This window comes from Rhodococcus sp. IEGM 1241, assembly GCF_033142365.1.
Taxonomy (GTDB): domain Bacteria; phylum Actinomycetota; class Actinomycetes; order Mycobacteriales; family Mycobacteriaceae; genus Rhodococcus_F; species Rhodococcus_F erythropolis.
This window is the reverse complement of the sequence record NZ_JAWLSE010000003.1, coordinates 398,357-413,836: the sequence shown is the minus strand read 5'-3', so window position 1 is coordinate 413,836 and position 15,480 is coordinate 398,357. Positions and strand designations below refer to the sequence as shown.

Here is a 15,480-nt window from a genome sequence, read left to right as displayed (position 1 = left end):
CCTACAGCTCCACCAACGCGTCCCCGGGGGCGGAGACCGTGCGCGGAATCAGTGGTTCGAGGGGGTACCCGATTGCGACTGCGCCGAGTGGCTGCCAATCGGCCGGGAGATCGAGTTGTTCGCGTACGAGGTCGGCGGCGAAGATCGTCGATCCGATCCAGCAGCTTCCCACGCCGCGTGTGGCCAGCGAGACCAGCAGTCCCTGCACTGCCGCGCCGGCAGCGACGGTGAACATCGTGGACTCCGCCGCGGTACGTCGGGCATCCGGATAACTGTGTGCGCCGTCGGGCACGCAGAAGGGAATGACGACTTCGGGGGCATCGAACAGGATGTTTCCGCGGGCAACCCGCGCGTCGACGGATTCGTCGCTACGACCGTCCGCACGCAGATCGGCGGCCCACTTCTCACGCATCTGCTCGAGGAGCGACGTGCGGACCGACGCGGTCCGCAGCCACACGAATCGAACAGGCCTCGTGTGGTGGGGTGCTGGAGCGGTGAGTGCCTCGGCGATCGAGCTGCGAATGATCTCCGCGTCGACGGGATCACCTGCGAACTGCCGAACCGACCGACGCAACAGCAGCGCCTGGCCGCGGCCCATCGCCGTAGCCTCCTCGGTTCCCAGCCAGAACAGATCGTCCGGGCCGCGACGGATCAGATCCTGGCCACTCGAACCGTCGTCCTCGAATCGGAGTCCTCGCACGACGGCGACGGGAACGCCGCCGAGCTTGCCCTTGACCAGATCGCCCGCAGCGGCGATCTCGTCCGCGATCGCGATCTCGGTGACGATCAGATCGTTGCCCTGGCTGTCCTGTGCCCCGAGGTAGCCGTGCAGGACCGGAATGCCGGAGGAACCGATCGCGGCATCGGTCTGCCCGTTGCGCCACGCACGACCCATCGTGTCGGTCACGACGACGGCGACGGACTTGCCCGTGCTCTCGAGAATTCGGGCACGCAGCCCCGCTGCGCTCGCGTCGGGATCCACGGGGAGCAGGGCCAGTTCGGCACCGTCGACGTTGGAGCCGTCGATGCCCGATGCGGCCTGCACGATGCCGAGTTTGTTCTCGGTGATCAGAGTGCGGCCCTTGCGGGCCACGACGCGGACGGCTTCCTGATCCACCAGGAGGCGTCGTGCTGCGTCGCGCTCTTCCGGATCGGTCGGCGAGGAAACGATGCGACCCTCGACTTTTGAGAACACCTTGCTCGTGACGACAACGACGTCGCCGTTCTCGAGCCACGGTGTCGCGTCGACGACAGTGGCGGCCAAGTCGTCTCCGGGCCGGAACTCGGGAAGGCCGAGCACGGGAATGACTTCGATTGCGGCGCCGGGGGAGTGATCGCCGGGAGAGTGATTTCTGTCGCGGCTTGCTTCGGTTCCGGGCTCGGTCACAGTTCGACTCCGGCGATCTCGAAAGCCGTTCGAACCATTTTTGCGGTCTCTTCGGGGGACGTCATCAAAAGTGGGATGCTTCGCACGTCCACCCCGTCGATGTCGGCCGTGTCACCTTCGTCGACGAGCCAGCCGTCGAGAATGCCGTTGATCGAGCGAGCTCCGTAGTGGCGACCGATCGCCTCGGAAGTCGTCTCGACCCCGATCACTTCGAGGCACTCGTCAGCCATGCCGCGCAACGGCTTTCCACCGATGACGGGCGAGAGGCCGACAACCTTGGCCGCGGTGGTCCGCAGGGCTCCGCGAATGCCGGGCACCGCGAGGATCGCGCCGACGCTCACGACGGGATTGGACGGTGCGATCAGCACGATGTCGGCACCGTCGATCGCCTCGACCACCCCCGGCGCGGGCTTGGCCTGCTCGGCGCCGACGTGAGCGAAGCTGTGAGTTTCCACCTGTGCTCGATGGCGTACCCACCACTCCTGGAAATGAATCGCCTTCTGCTCACCGTCTTCCGGATCGGTGATCACGACGTGTGTTTCGCTGCGGTCGTCGCTCACGGGAAGCAGTGCGACACCCGGATTCCAGCGATTGCACAATGCTTCGGTGATCGCGGACAACGGATATCCCGTGCGGAGCATCTGGCTGCGAATCAAATGCGTTGCGATATCGCGATCTCCGAGGCCGAACCAGTCCGGCTTCGCTCCGTATGCCGCGAGTTCTTCTTTCGCATTCCAGGTTTCGCCGGCGTGCCCCCACCCGCGTTCGGTGTCGATACCGCCGCCGAGTGTGTACATACAAGTGTCCAGATCGGGGCAGATGCGCAGACCGTGCATCCAGACGTCGTCTCCGACGTTGACGACGGCCGTGATGCGATGTGGGCCTTCGTATTTCTCGAGGGATTCACCACCGGCGATTCCGAGCGCATTTTGCACACCTTGAAGGAAACGGGCCCCGCCGACGCCGCCAACCAATACAGTCACGTTCACGACATCAGAGCCTAGGCGGTCGGCGCGTCGTCGTGTCTGGCGGGCAGAAGGTCCCGTCAATTGGGGGCCGGAATACTAATGGATTCATCTCGTTTAGCTTGACCGCGACACGCTGGACGTGTGTAATCTCAAATGTGTCATTCCAACCGCTACTTGTGAGTTCACTTGCAGCGGGGCCGGTTTCGAACACAGTTTCGAACGGTCGACGGGGTGGGGTTGAAGATGGAGTGAAAATTCTGCGCTATTACAGGTGAGGAGGCGGAACGATGCCCAATGAAAATGTCGAGATCAGTTCTCTCGCAATGACAGTAAGCGACGAACCGCAGACCGATTCCCGAGCAGGCGCAGCAGAAGGTGCCTGCAGCAGTGAGTTCGACGGTATGAGTACTCGGCCAGTGCTGAGTCTCGTCACCGGCTTCGAAGAATTGTTCGACACCATCGAGGATCAGTGGCAGGAGCGTGCTCTCTGCGCGCAGACCGATCCCGAAGCGTTCTTCCCTGAAAAGGGTGGATCGACGAGGGAAGCAAAACGGATCTGCCTCGGTTGTGAAGTTCGTGACGAGTGCCTCGAGTACGCGCTCGCGAACGACGAACGGTTCGGAATCTGGGGAGGGTTGTCCGAGCGCGAGCGTCGGCGACTCAAGCGGGGGATCATCTGATCTGCTGCTGAATCGGTTCTGTCAGCGTCGGGGCTGACGGGCGGTCTTCGAAAGTCTGACCTGCAACGGGGAATTGCAGGTCAAGCAACGACTGTTTTGTTCTTCGTGTGGATTTACTTCTTCGTGTGACATCAGTTTTTTCGTCTGACGGTGCGTCAGTCCTCGTCGGGCAGTGTGGGGTCGATGACCTGTGGGTCGACGCCCAGATACGTGCCGACTTGATGGACCAACACGTCGTGCACAAGATCCGTGAGTTCTTCCGGATCCTTCGCGCGCTGCTCCAATGGGCGGCGAAACAGCACAATTCTTGCGCGAGTCGTATTTCCGTGACGGTCGATTCCGGCCGGAATCAGTCGTGACAGTGGAACCGGGCCGTCTGCGATGACCTCCGGCGGCCATGTGACGGACTCCGGATCGTGCGCGTGAATCTTCGGAACTTCGTCCACCGCGATGTCGAGTTTCGTCAACCGGTCGTGCCACGCGAGGTCGACGGGCGAGAAGGCGTCGAGCACCAGGAGATCGAACTTCTCAGCCCGGGTACGCCTGGCGGGCACCTCCGGGGGAAGTAGTGGTCCGCGCAGGCCACGGCCGTGTCGCTCGATGGAACGAGTGGTGACCGAGCGTCGGCGGCGAGCTTGTGGCATGGCGCCCAGATTACGACAGAAGAAACTGCTCGGTGTGTCCGAGTAGGTTCCGGACGTGGGGAGGGCTAGGCTCCGTACCTGTGAGATCTCTGCGTCGCTGCTGCCGCCCCGGGTGCAAGAACCCCGCCGTCGCGACGCTTACGTATGTCTACTCGGACTCCACTGCGGTTGTCGGGCCGCTGGCAACTGTCGCCGAGCCCCATTCATGGGATTTGTGTGACACTCACGGCTCTCGAATCACCGCCCCCAAGGGCTGGGAACTCGTCCGCCACGAAGGCGGATTCGCGTCGAGCACTCCCGACGAAGACGATCTGACCGCTTTGGCCGAAGCTGTACGTGAAGCCGGTCTCGGAGATCGCAGCAAGTCCAACGTCGACGCAGATGAGGACATACGTCCCGCAGCACCGAGTACTGCCCGTACAGGGCGTCGTGGACACCTCCGCGTACTGCCCGACCCATCCAACTGACGCGAGATTCGTCGCCGCAGACGCTAGGCTCGACCGAGTACTTCCACACCCGAGTACTGCGAATCTCCGGACGCCATGCGCCCGGACGTTCTCGTCTGTGAGGGTGCATGCACAAGGAGAGTTTTCAGTGGGGCGAACAGCCGAGTCGGTTGCTGCAATCATCAAGGCGTACGACGTGCGCGGCGTGGTCGGTGAGCAGATCGACGAAGATTTTGTCCGCGACGTGGGAGCGTCGTTCGCCCGTCTGGTCCGTGACGAGGCCGGCGCAGCCACGACGGTTGTGATCGGCTACGACATGCGTGCATCGTCGCCCACACTGTCTTCTGCTTTCGGTGACGGCGTGCTCGCTCAAGGACTCGACGTCGTCTACATCGGATTGGCGTCGACCGACGAGCTCTACTTTGCATCCGGTTTGCTGAACTGCCCGGGCGCGATGTTCACGGCGAGCCACAATCCGGCCAAGTACAACGGCATCAAGATGTGCCGGGCCGGCGCCAAGCCCGTCGGTCAGGACACCGGCCTGGCAGTCATCTCCGCCGAGGTCGTCTCGGGTGTTCCCGCGTACGACGGACCGGCAGGTACCGCCAGCACGAAGGACGTCCTCGAGGAATACGCGAGCTACCTCCGCGGATTGGTCGACCTGGCTGCGTTGCGCCCGATGAAGGTCGCAGTCGATGCAGGAAACGGCATGGGCGGCCATACCGCGCCGGCCGTATTCGGGCCGATGCCTCTCGAAGTCCTCCCGCTCTACTTCGAGCTCGACGGCACGTTCCCCAACCACGAAGCCAATCCGCTCGATCCGGCCAACCTCGTCGATCTGCAGGCCTACGTGCGTGAGACCGGAGCAGACATCGGCTTGGCTTTCGACGGTGACGCGGACCGTTGCTTCGTCGTCGACGAGAAGGGCGACCCCGTCTCTCCGTCCGCGGTGACGGCACTTGTCGCCAAGCGCGAACTCGCGAAGGAACCGGGCGCGTCGATCATCCACAATCTGATCACGTCGCGGGCAGTGCCCGAACTGGTCGAAGAACTCGGCGGCGTCGCGATCCGTACCCGAGTCGGCCACTCGTTCATCAAGCAGGAGATGGCCGAGACCGGTGCCGTCTTCGGCGGCGAGCACTCAGCTCACTACTACTTCCGCGATTTCTGGGGCGCCGACTCCGGCATGCTCGCGGCGTTGCACGTACTCGCCGCACTGGGCGAGCAGGACCGTCCGCTCTCCGAGTTGATGGCGGAGTACACCCGCTACGCGGCCTCGGGTGAGATCAACTCCACGGTGGCTGACGCGGCCGATCGCACTGCCGCTGTGCTGGCAGCATTCGCGGACCGCACCGAGTCGGTTGACCGCCTCGACGGTGTCACAGTCAGTCTCGAGGGAAATGCCTGGTTCAACTTGCGCGCGTCCAACACCGAGCCTTTGCTGCGACTCAACGTCGAAGCACCCACGTCCGCCGATGTCGACGCATTGGTGAACGAAATTCTGGCGATCGTCCGGGCTTGAATCCGAGTCTGATCGGTTTGTCGGTGAGCCGAAGCCCTGGGATAGTTGGGGGACTATCTCGGGAACGACTGCCACGGGAACGAGGGCTTTGCCACCACGGACCGCGTAGAGCTGGAATGCTGGATGGTGCGGGAACTGCGAACGGAGAAGGGGGTGCGGTGAGATGACAGCGCCGATGCCGCTTCTCGACCTCGACGACAGCGAGGGTTTGTCGGCTGCCGATTCGGAAGGGCTACTGCGGTCTGTGGCCATGGGGGGCGCACAGATTCGAGCCACCGCATCGGCCGTCGGCGAGGGTGTGATCTCTCGGCTGGCCGGCCTGCGCCCGCGCAGCGTCGTGCTGATTGCCGGTGCCGGTGGCGCTCGGCACGGAGCCAGGATCGCGCTTGCTCTCGTCGGAGATTCGATCGGTTGTCCGCTCCTCGTACTTGACCGGACGCCGTCGTGGGCCGGACCGTTGGACGTGATCGTCGTTGCCGGTGACGATGCCGGTGATCCGCGCCTGGTCGAATCCGTCGACAGTGCAGTTCGCCGTGGCGCCGAAGTTGTTGTCGCCGTTCCGGACGAGGGGCCCATGCGGGCTGTGGCGGCCGGGCGCACCATGTCGTTGCCGCCGCGGCTCTACGCCTCGCCGAGGCACACGATGACGCGGTTCCTTGCCGTCTTCCTCGCGGTTGCCGCCGAAATCGAGGGCAAGGGATCGATCGAGGACCGTTCGGCGGTGCTCGGTCGAATCGCCGACGCCGTTGATGCGGAGGCGCTGCGGGACGGGCCGGCCAACGAGGTATTCCACAACCCGGCCAAGTCGTTGGCCACCAGAATGAGCGGCCGGCGAGTCGTTCTGTGTGGGAGTGGTTCCGTGACAACAGCACTCGTAGAGTTCTCGAGCGTTTCGCTGATGAGCTCGGGCCTGAATGCCGCTGCCGCCGAGATGTCGGAGGTGATTCGTTCGGCACGAGCTCTGTTCGCGCCGGACGCAGCTTCGCGTGATTCGGTGTTCCACGACCCGTTCTTTCACGATCCGCAACTGGACGGCGCACTGCCGACCCCGCCGGCGCGGGCGTTCGTCTTCGCGACCGAATCCACACGCGGGGAGGCGAGACGCCGGATGGACGCACTGGCCGACGCCGATCTGGTGGTGGCGGCAGACGAAGACCAAACCAACGTGGTGATATCGGAGATGGAGCAGGTATTCGTGTTGGCGTCTCGAGTAGACATGGCCGCGGCGTACGTGCAGTTGACGGGCGGTGCGAAGTAAGTGCGTGAACTCGAAGGTGCACTTCGTTCTTACGCGTGGGGCTCGCGAACGGCAATTGCCGAACTACGCGGTCTTGCGACCCCGTCGAATCATCCCGAAGCGGAGTTGTGGTTGGGCGCCCACCCGGGCGACCCGGCGCGCGTGATCACCGAATCCGGAAGCGAGTCGTTGCTCGAGGTCCTGCACCGCGAACCCGAGCGTGAACTCGGCCGTGAGAACCTCGATGCATTCGGTGAGCGACTCCCATTCCTGCTCAAGTTGCTTGCGGCGGAAGAGCCGCTGTCGCTTCAGGCGCATCCCAGCGCCGTTCAAGCCGACGAGGGTTTTCGTCGTGAGAACGCACTCGGCGTTCCCATGGAATCGCCGATTCGAAACTACAAGGACGGCAGCCACAAGCCCGAACTCGTTGTCGCGCTGAGCAGATTCGAAGCGCTTGCCGGATTCCGCGAGCCGACGCGGACTGTCAAACTGCTGCGCGCTCTGGCCGTCGACGAGTTGGAGCCGTACATCGGTCTGCTCGAAGGCCAACCCGATTCCGACGGACTCCGGGCGTTGTTCACGACATGGATCACGTTGCCGTCCACGGTGCTCGGGACGTTGCTCCCTGCCGTGCTTGCGGGGTGCATCACCTACGTCGCGCACCACGACGCCGAATTCGTGACCGAGATCCGCACCGCGCTGGAATTGAGCGAGGCGTACCCCGGCGACGCCGGCGTTCTGGCGGCACTACTGCTCAACCGCGTCACACTCGAGCCCGGCCAAGGACTGTTTCTCGCTGCGGGAAATCTCCACGCGTATCTCCATGGACTCGCGGTCGAGATCATGGCCAACTCCGACAACGTGCTGCGCGGCGGGCTGACGCCCAAACACGTCGACGTGCCCGAACTGTTGAGGGTTCTGGACTTCGTCGGGGCCGATATCGAAGTGCTCGATCCGGCCCAGTCAGGATCAGGTCAGTCAGGGTCAGGTAGATACGAGTACGTCACGCCCGCACCTGAATTTCGTTTGACGCGTCTGGAGTTCGACTCGAATGCCACCGACCTCGTTGTCGAAGCCGGCGGCCCGCGGATCCTGATCTGCACCGACGGCGCGGTCACTGCGACGTGCGGTGCCGACACTCTCGACCTCGATCGGGGCCGAGCCGCGTGGATTGCTGCCGACGAGCCCGTAGTACACCTGACCACACGAACCCCGACTGCGCAGGTTTTCAGTGCAGTGGTCGGTCGATAGGAATCTCGGTCGATAGCGAGGAGACATTGTGTCGGCTCATGGTGGCAAGAAGGCAATTCTGGCGGCCCTCGGAGCCAATGCCGGAATTGCCGTAGCCAAGTTCGCCGGATTCTTGATCACCGGATCGTCGTCGATGCTCGCCGAATCGGTGCACTCGGTAGCCGACACGTCCAATCAGGGTTTGCTGCTCCTGGGGCAGAAGAAGGCAGAACGTGAGGCAGATCAACTGCACCCGTTCGGTTACGGGCGCAACCGGTACTTCTATTCGTTCGTCGTTGCACTGGTGCTCTTCACCCTCGGTTCGCTGTTCGCGATCTACGAAGGTATTCACAAGATTCAGCATCCGGAAGAACTCAATTCGGCTTTCGTGGCAATCGCGATCCTGTTCATCGCGATCTGCCTGGAGGGCTACAGCTTCCGGACCGCAGCGAAGGAATCACGACCGCTCAAGGGAAATGCGTCGTGGTGGAACTTCATCCGAACCTCTCGTAGCCCGGAACTCCCGGTTGTGCTGCTCGAGGACACCGGCGCATTGATCGGTCTCGTCCTTGCACTCGGCGGCGTCGGTCTCACGATGGTGACCGGAAATCCGGTCTTCGACGGCATCGGAACTCTGTGCATCGGTGTCCTGCTCGGCATCATCGCGGTCATTCTGATCATCGAAATGCAGTCGCTGCTGATCGGTGAGGGCGCAACGGCGGTGGAGACCGAACTGATCCTCAACGCACTGGTCGACGGAACTCGTATCGAACGCGTCATTCATTGCAAGACGCAGTACCTCGGTCCCGAGGAGATCCTTGTTGCTGCCAAGGTTGCGGTGCCGATCGGATCGACGATCTCGGATGTGGCGACGGCGATCGACGAGGCCGAGTCTCGCGTGCGCGCTGCAGTGCCTGCGGCGCGGGTAATCTACCTCGAGCCGGACCTGGATCGTCTCAGCGCAGGAGATCGCCCTGAAACAGATCTACAGGCTCCCGACAAACCCTGAACAAAGCCGCGCCCGCGGGCTTAGGCTGATGCCATCTCTCTACTTGCCCATGGTGGGACCTGCTGGTCCCCAGCAAGGAGGCGGCAATGGCTGTCAAGGACGAGCAGGCCGGATCTGGACGGTCGAAGCTGTTTCGAACCAAATCGATCGAGCAGTCCATCAAGGACACCGACGAGCCGGAAACCAAACTCCGGAAAGAGCTGAACTCGTGGGATCTCACGGTGTTCGGTGTCGCAGTGGTCATCGGTGCGGGCATCTTCACACTCACGGCTCGGACGGCGGGAAACGTCGCCGGGCCGTCGGTTTCGCTGGCTTTTGTCATCGCGGCAATCGCCTGCGGACTGGCAGCGCTGTGTTACGCCGAGTTCGCGTCGACGGTCCCGGTCGCCGGTAGCGCGTACACGTTCTCGTACGCGACGTTCGGTGAATTCGTCGCCTGGATCATCGGCTGGGATCTCATCCTCGAATTCGCTTTGGCGTCTTCGGTGGTGGCAAAAGGCTGGTCGCTGTACCTCGGCGAAGTGATGGGTTCACGCAGCCCGATCGTCGAGTTGGGGCCGATCTCGTTCGACTGGGGTGCGGTGCTGGTGATCGCCGTCATCACGATCCTGCTCGCGACCGGCACAAAACTCTCTTCGAGGGTGTCACTGGTGATCACGGCGATCAAGGTCGCGGTGGTGTTGCTGGTGATCATCGTCGGTCTGTTCTACATCGACACCGACAACTACTCGCCGTACATTCCGCCGTCGGAGCCGGGCTCGACGGGAGAGGGCATCCACCAGTCGTTGTTCTCGTACGTGACCGGGGCCGGTGGCAGCACATTCGGGTGGTACGGATTGCTCGCGGCAGCCAGTCTGGTGTTCTTCGCGTTCATCGGCTTCGACGTCGTCGCCACGACTGCGGAGGAGGCGAAGGAGCCGCAGAAGGCGTTGCCACGCGGCATCCTGGGCTCGCTCTTGATCGTCACGGTTCTGTACGTGGCAGTGACACTCGTGTTGACCGGGATGGTGAAGTACACCGAACTCGAGGGCGATACTTCCAACCTGGCAACGGCATTCGCCTTCCACGACATCACGTGGGCGAAAAACGTCATCTCGTTCGGCGCGTTGGCCGGTCTCACGACCGTGGTGATGGTGCTGATGCTCGGGCAGACCAGGGTGCTCTTCGCGATGGCACGCGACGGTCTGATGCCGCGACGCCTGGCGCCGACCGGCAAGCACGGAACTCCCGTGCGGATCACGATCTTGGTCGGCGTTGTGGTCGCGGTGCTCGCCGGAGTGTTCCCGATCGGCACCCTCGAGGAAATGGTCAATATCGGCACGTTGTTCGCGTTTGTTCTCGTGTCGTTGGGGGTTCTCGTGCTTCGTCGGACGCGTCCGGACCTACCCCGCGGGTTCAGGGTGCCGCTGGTCCCGCTGATCCCGATCCTGGCTGTCCTCGCGTGTCTCTGGTTGATGTTCAACCTGTCGGTGGAGACCTGGATGAGGTTCGTGGTCTGGATGGCCCTCGGTGTTGTCATCTACTTCGCCTACAGCAGGCAGCATTCGTTGATCGGGAAGCGTGAACGCGGCGAAATCGAGTAAATGTACAAAGATTAAGATTTGTCTATCACTTGTACAAATAGCGTAGTACTGTCTATCTCAGGGTGAACTGACTCACAGTTGTCGAGTCGGTCCGAATCGAGGAGGTAGACCGTGTCGACGCACGTGAACTCGCAGTCCGGGCAGACACTCCCGCCCGAGCAGTGGCGTGACAAGAAGAGATATCTTTGGCTGCTCGGCCTGGTGCCGCCGACGGCGGTCTTCATTGCCGTCGGATTGGTCGCGTTGTTCAACAGTCTCGGGTGGAACGCGGTCTCGCCGGTGTGGTGGTGGATCGGGCCGTTGCTCGTCTACATCCTGCTCCCGATCCTCGACATCTTCTTCGGTCCGGACGGCGAGAATCCGCCGGACGAGGTGATGGAGCGCCTCGAGAACGACAAGTACTACCGGTACTGCACCTACATCTACATACCGTTCCAGTTGGCCAGCCTGGTCCTGGCCTGCTATCTCTGGTCGGCGACCGACCTGTCCTGGCTCGGAATCGACGGGGGACTGGGGCTGATCTCCAAGATCGGTCTGGCGATCAGTATCGGTTGCGTCGCAGGAATCGGGATCAACACCGCACACGAACTAGGTCACAAGAAGGACGATCTCGAGCGCTGGTTGTCGAAGATCACTCTGGCGCAGTCGTTTTACGGCCACTTCTACATCGAGCACAATCGTGGACACCACGTGCGGGTCGCCACGCCCGAGGATCCGGCGTCGTCTCGCTTCGGCGAGAGCTTCTGGACCTTCCTGCCGCGCAGTGTGTGGGGATCTCTGCGCTCGTCGTGGTCCCTGGAGAAAGCCAGGCTCGATCGACTGGGTAAGAAGCCGTGGACAATTCGCAACGACGTCCTGCATTCGTGGTTGATGTCCGTCGTACTCTTCGGTGTCCTCGTCGCCGTTTTCGGGCTCTCGGTGCTGCCGTTCCTGGTGCTGCAGGCCGTCTTCGGATTCTGCCTGCTCGAAACCGTCAACTACCTCGAACATTACGGACTGAAGCGTCGCCGTCTGGACAGTGGGCGGTACGAGCGCGCCGCACCGGAGCACAGTTGGAACAGCGATCACATCTGCACCAACATCTTCCTGTATCACCTCCAGCGTCACAGTGACCATCATGCGAACCCGACACGTCGTTATCAGACGCTTCGAAGCATGGACGGTGCACCCAACCTGCCCAGTGGATACGCGAGCATGATCATGCTCGCCTACGTTCCGCCGCTGTGGCGAAAAGTAATGGATCCCAAGGTCCTTGCGCACTACGGCGGCGACATCACCCGCGTCAACGTTCAGCCGTCCAAGCGTGATCGCATCCTTGCTCGGTACGGAGCAGCGTGATGAGCAGCTATCGATGCCCGGTGTGTGAATACGTCTACGACGAATCGAAGGGTGCACCACGAGAAGGGTTTCCGGCGGGCACGCCGTGGGATGCCGTGCCGGACGACTGGTGCTGTCCGGACTGCGGCGTGAGGGAAAAGCTCGACTTCGAACCGATGCCGGCGACGGCGGGGAGTGAATCATGAACGACTACAAGCTGTATCAGTGCGCGCAATGCGGATTCGAGTACGACGAGGCAGTCGGCTGGCCGGAGGACGGTATCGAACCGGGCACTCGCTGGGGCGACATTCCCGAAGACTGGAGTTGCCCGGACTGCGGCGCGGCGAAGAGCGACTTCTTCATGGTTGAGGTCGAACGACGGTGAGATGCGTCGGCGTCGAACGGACCTAGGTGCGGCGGTAGTGTCGTCACCATGACTTCGACGCCAACTCGTCTGCCGCAGAAAGAAGCGTCGCGCCTGCTGCTGCGTACGTCGGTGCTCGATTCGATGCGTGAGTTGTTGACCGAGCGTGACTGGTCCGAGGTGACGCTGACAGTTCTGGCCAAGCATGCCGGTGTGAGTCGTCAGACGCTCTACAACGAGTTCGGTTCGAGGCAAGGGCTTGCCGAGGCATACGCGCTTCGCCTTGCCGACGGATTCGTCGATGCGGTGGACGAGGCCATGGTGGCGAACGACGGACGTGCAGTCGAGGCATTGACGGCGGGCTTCGGATCGTTTTTCGCCTCCAGCGCAACCGACCCGTTGGTGATCTCTCTGCTCACCGGTGAGGCCAAGCCGGACCTTCTTCGTCTGATCACCACTGACAGCGCGGTCATCATCGAACGCGCGTCGTCGCGGCTTGCGGAGAGCTTCCAGCGAGGGTGGATTCAGGCGTCACCCACCGATGCCGGGATTCTGGCCAGGGCGATTGCGCGTCTCGGACTCAGCTACATTTCGATGCCGCCGGAGTCCGAGGTTTCGGTGGCGGAGGATCTGGGCACATTGCTCGGGCCATTCATCGACGTGGCGCGCGAGGGCCGGGCAGGAGAGGGTCGCGCAGTAGAGGGGCGGGCGGGAGAGGGCGTCTAACCGATAGCCTGGTACACCGATAGGCTTGTGCATAGTTTGCACGTCAACCAGGAGAGGCAGATGACGACCTCAGTTTCAACAACGCCCGTGGCCGAGAGCCGTAACGGCATCGACTTCAAAGTTGCAGATCTTTCGCTCGCGGAGTTCGGTCGCAAGGAAATCCGTCTGGCAGAGCACGAGATGCCCGGCCTCATGGCGCTTCGTCGCGAATACGCAGAGGTGTTGCCGCTCAAGGGCGCTCGCGTTTCCGGCTCGCTGCACATGACCATTCAGACCGCGGTTCTGATCGAGACGCTGACGGCGCTCGGCGCCGAGGTCCGCTGGGCTTCGTGCAACATCTTCTCCACGCAGGATCATGCTGCCGCCGCCATCGTCGTCGGTCCGCACGGCACCCCGGAAGAGCCCAAGGGCGTTCCGGTTTTCGCCTGGAAGGGTGAAACCCTCGAAGAGTACTGGTGGGCAGCGGAGCAGATGCTGACCTGGCCGGGCGAGCCCGCCAACATGATTCTCGACGATGGCGGCGACGCCACCATGCTGGTGCTCAAGGGCGCACAGTTCGAGAAGGCCGGCGTCGTGCCGCCGACGGACGACGACCAGGATTCCGACGAGTACAAGGTCTTCCTTGCGCTTCTGCGTCAGTCGCTCGCCGCTGACAAGGGCAAGTGGACTGCTATCGCCGAGTCCGTCCAGGGCGTCACCGAGGAGACCACCACGGGCGTTCTGCGTCTGTACCAGGTTGCCGCTGCCGGCGAACTCACGTTCCCCGCGATCAACGTCAACGACTCGGTCACCAAGAGCAAGTTCGACAACAAGTACGGCACACGCCACTCGCTGCTCGACGGCATCAACCGCGGCACCGACGTTCTGATCGGCGGCAAGGCTGCGCTGGTCTGTGGTTACGGAGACGTCGGCAAGGGTTGTGCCGAGGCACTTCGTGGCCAGGGCGCTCGCGTCGCGGTCACCGAGGTCGACCCCATCAACGCCCTTCAGGCACTCATGGACGGCTTCGAGGTCAAGACAGTCGAGCAGGCCATCGGCTGGGCCGACATCGTGATCACGTCCACCGGTAACAAGGACATCATCACGTTCGAGCACATGAAGGCCATGAAGCACCAGGCCATCCTGGGCAACATCGGTCACTTCGACAACGAGATCGACATGGCAGGCCTCGAGAAGTCCGGCGACGTCACGCGGATCAACATCAAGCCGCAGGTCGACGAGTTCACCTTCGCCGACGGCCACTCGATCATCGTGCTGTCCGAAGGCCGCCTGCTCAACCTCGGCAACGCGACGGGCCACCCGTCGTTCGTGATGAGCAACAGCTTCTCCAACCAGGTCATCGCACAGATCGAACTGTGGACGAAGCCGGAGGAGTACGACAACGAGGTCTACCGCCTCCCGAAGCACCTCGACGAGAAGGTCGCCAAGATCCACGTCGAGGCACTCGGTGGCACGCTGACCAAGCTCACCAAGGATCAGGCCGAGTACATCGGCGTCGACGTCGAAGGCCCGTACAAGCCGGAGCACTACCGCTACTGACCCGGCGATTCGTCGCTGAGAAAGTAGTGCCCGCCGTCCCCCGGTCTGCGCAAGCAGGCCGGGGGATAGGCTTGTCCGCCGTGGGAACACTGGTGGCATTGGAAGGCCTAGACGGAGCTGGAAAGCGAACGTTGATCGGCAAAGTGGAGACCGAACTCCGCCGCGGCGGCACGTCGATCGCGACTCTGGATTTTCCGCGGTACGGAAAGTCGATCCACGCGGATCTTGCTGCCGAGGCGCTCAAAGGATCACACGGAGACCTGGCCGAATCCGTGAACGCGATGGCAGTCCTGTTCGCTTTGGACCGCGCCGGTGCTGCGGATCGGATCTCGGAACTGTTGTCCACCAACGACATTGTTCTCCTCGACCGCTACGTTGCCTCCAACGCTGCCTACAACGCGGCGCGAGTGCATCAGGGCGTGGACGGCGAGATGGTCGCCTGGATCCGTGAATTGGAGTTGGGTCGTCTCGCTCTCCCCGCTCCCGATCTGCAGCTGTACCTCGACGTACCGGTAGCTCTGGCCGAGCAGCGCGCCCGCTCCCGTGAGGCCCAGGACGCGTCGCGTCAGCTCGACGCCTACGAGCGCGACGGCGGTCTGCAGGCCAGAACCGGTGAGCTCTACAAGCAGTTGGCAGCGACGAACTGGGCCTCACCCTGGTGGATCGTGGGGCCGGAGACGGACCCGGCCGATCTGGCACGCAGGCTCGCGGATTTCGCGTGATCGGTCACCCTGGCAGCCGGGATTCGAACTTTCCGGCACAGTAGAGGGAAAGACGCGGCACGCCGCACGGCCTCGTAACGGTCTGATTCATCGCTCCGAGATGCAA

16 protein-coding genes are annotated in these 15,480 nt (G+C 62.7%); 13 read left to right on the top strand and 3 right to left on the bottom strand.

Going from position 1 to position 15,480, the window contains the following annotated elements; genetic code table 11:
• Position 1: 1 nt before the first annotated feature.
• The gene (locus R4P70_RS16915; protein ID WP_243617114.1) at positions 2 to 1,387 is read right to left on the bottom strand and encodes a coenzyme F420-0:L-glutamate ligase; all 1,386 of its coding nucleotides are present in this window, start codon (positions 1,385 to 1,387) and stop codon (positions 2 to 4) included.
• Positions 1,384 to 2,376: a 2-phospho-L-lactate transferase gene (gene cofD, locus R4P70_RS16910; protein ID WP_003940958.1), complete on the bottom strand. Its 993-nt coding sequence runs from the start codon at positions 2,374 to 2,376 to the stop codon at positions 1,384 to 1,386. Before cofD ends, R4P70_RS16915 begins: the two co-directional genes overlap by 4 nt.
• A 380-nt stretch (positions 2,377 to 2,756) precedes the next feature.
• Here cofD and R4P70_RS16905 point away from each other — a divergent pair, with 380 nt between their 5' ends.
• Positions 2,757 to 3,035 carry a WhiB family transcriptional regulator gene (locus tag R4P70_RS16905; RefSeq protein WP_020907098.1) on the top strand — a complete coding sequence of 93 codons (279 nt, stop codon included), beginning with the start codon at positions 2,757 to 2,759 and terminating at the stop codon, positions 3,033 to 3,035.
• A 155-nt stretch (positions 3,036 to 3,190) separates the two neighbouring features.
• Here R4P70_RS16905 and R4P70_RS16900 read toward each other — a convergent pair whose 3' ends face one another.
• Positions 3,191 to 3,679, bottom strand: coding sequence for a metallopeptidase family protein (locus tag R4P70_RS16900; RefSeq protein ID WP_003940797.1), 489 nt, complete (start codon positions 3,677 to 3,679; stop codon positions 3,191 to 3,193).
• A gap of 80 nt (positions 3,680 to 3,759) precedes the next feature.
• On the opposite strand from R4P70_RS16900, the gene R4P70_RS16895 reads away from it, so the two are divergent.
• The 12 genes from R4P70_RS16895 (at position 3,760) to R4P70_RS16840 (ending at position 15,374) form a co-directional block, all read left to right on the top strand.
• The gene (locus tag R4P70_RS16895) at positions 3,760 to 4,146 is read left to right on the top strand and encodes a DUF3499 domain-containing protein (protein ID WP_007731177.1); all 387 of its coding nucleotides are present in this window, start codon (positions 3,760 to 3,762) and stop codon (positions 4,144 to 4,146) included.
• A gap of 127 nt (positions 4,147 to 4,273) precedes the next feature.
• On the top strand, positions 4,274 to 5,647 hold the full coding sequence (locus R4P70_RS16890; RefSeq protein WP_019747772.1) for a phosphomannomutase/phosphoglucomutase: 1,374 nt from the start codon (positions 4,274 to 4,276) through the stop codon (positions 5,645 to 5,647).
• Between the two features lie 163 nt (positions 5,648 to 5,810).
• Positions 5,811 to 6,905: a tobH protein gene (locus R4P70_RS16885; RefSeq protein WP_133728446.1), complete on the top strand. Its 1,095-nt coding sequence runs from the start codon at positions 5,811 to 5,813 to the stop codon at positions 6,903 to 6,905.
• Positions 6,906 to 8,135, top strand: a complete 1,230-nt coding sequence (manA, locus tag R4P70_RS16880) for a mannose-6-phosphate isomerase, class I (protein WP_133728447.1) — start codon at positions 6,906 to 6,908, stop codon at positions 8,133 to 8,135.
• A 28-nt stretch (positions 8,136 to 8,163) separates the two neighbouring features.
• A complete protein-coding gene (locus tag R4P70_RS16875) occupies positions 8,164 to 9,123 on the top strand; it encodes a cation diffusion facilitator family transporter (protein WP_021343715.1) in 960 nt (319 codons plus the stop codon).
• Between the two features lie 86 nt (positions 9,124 to 9,209).
• Complete coding sequence (locus tag R4P70_RS16870; RefSeq protein WP_019747776.1) at positions 9,210 to 10,706, top strand: amino acid permease; 1,497 nt, start codon at positions 9,210 to 9,212, stop codon at positions 10,704 to 10,706.
• Between the two features lie 111 nt (positions 10,707 to 10,817).
• On the top strand, positions 10,818 to 12,044 hold the full coding sequence (locus R4P70_RS16865) for an alkane 1-monooxygenase (protein WP_020907102.1): 1,227 nt from the start codon (positions 10,818 to 10,820) through the stop codon (positions 12,042 to 12,044).
• Positions 12,044 to 12,229, top strand: coding sequence for a rubredoxin (locus R4P70_RS16860; RefSeq protein WP_003940827.1), 186 nt, complete (start codon positions 12,044 to 12,046; stop codon positions 12,227 to 12,229). The genes R4P70_RS16865 and R4P70_RS16860 overlap by 1 nt, the downstream gene beginning before the upstream one ends.
• Positions 12,226 to 12,408 (top strand): rubredoxin, encoded by a 183-nt coding sequence (locus tag R4P70_RS16855; protein ID WP_084326458.1) that lies wholly within the window; start codon positions 12,226 to 12,228, stop codon positions 12,406 to 12,408. Before R4P70_RS16860 ends, R4P70_RS16855 begins: the two co-directional genes overlap by 4 nt.
• Before the next feature lie 48 nt (positions 12,409 to 12,456).
• Positions 12,457 to 13,113, top strand: coding sequence for a TetR family transcriptional regulator (locus R4P70_RS16850; RefSeq protein ID WP_019747778.1), 657 nt, complete (start codon positions 12,457 to 12,459; stop codon positions 13,111 to 13,113).
• A gap of 60 nt (positions 13,114 to 13,173) precedes the next feature.
• Positions 13,174 to 14,652, top strand: a complete 1,479-nt coding sequence (gene ahcY / locus R4P70_RS16845; protein WP_020969217.1) for an adenosylhomocysteinase — start codon at positions 13,174 to 13,176, stop codon at positions 14,650 to 14,652.
• An 80-nt stretch (positions 14,653 to 14,732) separates the two neighbouring features.
• Positions 14,733 to 15,374 carry a dTMP kinase gene (locus tag R4P70_RS16840; RefSeq protein ID WP_019747780.1) on the top strand — a complete coding sequence of 214 codons (642 nt, stop codon included), beginning with the start codon at positions 14,733 to 14,735 and terminating at the stop codon, positions 15,372 to 15,374.
• The last annotated feature ends 106 nt before the right edge of the window (positions 15,375 to 15,480 follow it).

Coding starts and splice junctions, on each gene's coding strand:
- R4P70_RS16905 (WP_020907098.1), top strand. CDS start 2,757: ATGAGTACTCGGCCAGTGCTGAGTCTCGTCACCGGCTTCGAAGAATTG.
- R4P70_RS16900 (WP_003940797.1), bottom strand. CDS start 3,679: ATGCCACAAGCTCGCCGCCGACGCTCGGTCACCACTCGTTCCATCGAG.
- R4P70_RS16885 (WP_133728446.1), top strand. CDS start 5,811: ATGACAGCGCCGATGCCGCTTCTCGACCTCGACGACAGCGAGGGTTTG.
- R4P70_RS16870 (WP_019747776.1), top strand. CDS start 9,210: ATGGCTGTCAAGGACGAGCAGGCCGGATCTGGACGGTCGAAGCTGTTT.
- R4P70_RS16860 (WP_003940827.1), top strand. CDS start 12,044: ATGAGCAGCTATCGATGCCCGGTGTGTGAATACGTCTACGACGAATCG.
- R4P70_RS16855 (WP_084326458.1), top strand. CDS start 12,226: ATGAACGACTACAAGCTGTATCAGTGCGCGCAATGCGGATTCGAGTAC.
- R4P70_RS16850 (WP_019747778.1), top strand. CDS start 12,457: ATGACTTCGACGCCAACTCGTCTGCCGCAGAAAGAAGCGTCGCGCCTG.
- ahcY (WP_020969217.1), top strand. CDS start 13,174: ATGACGACCTCAGTTTCAACAACGCCCGTGGCCGAGAGCCGTAACGGC.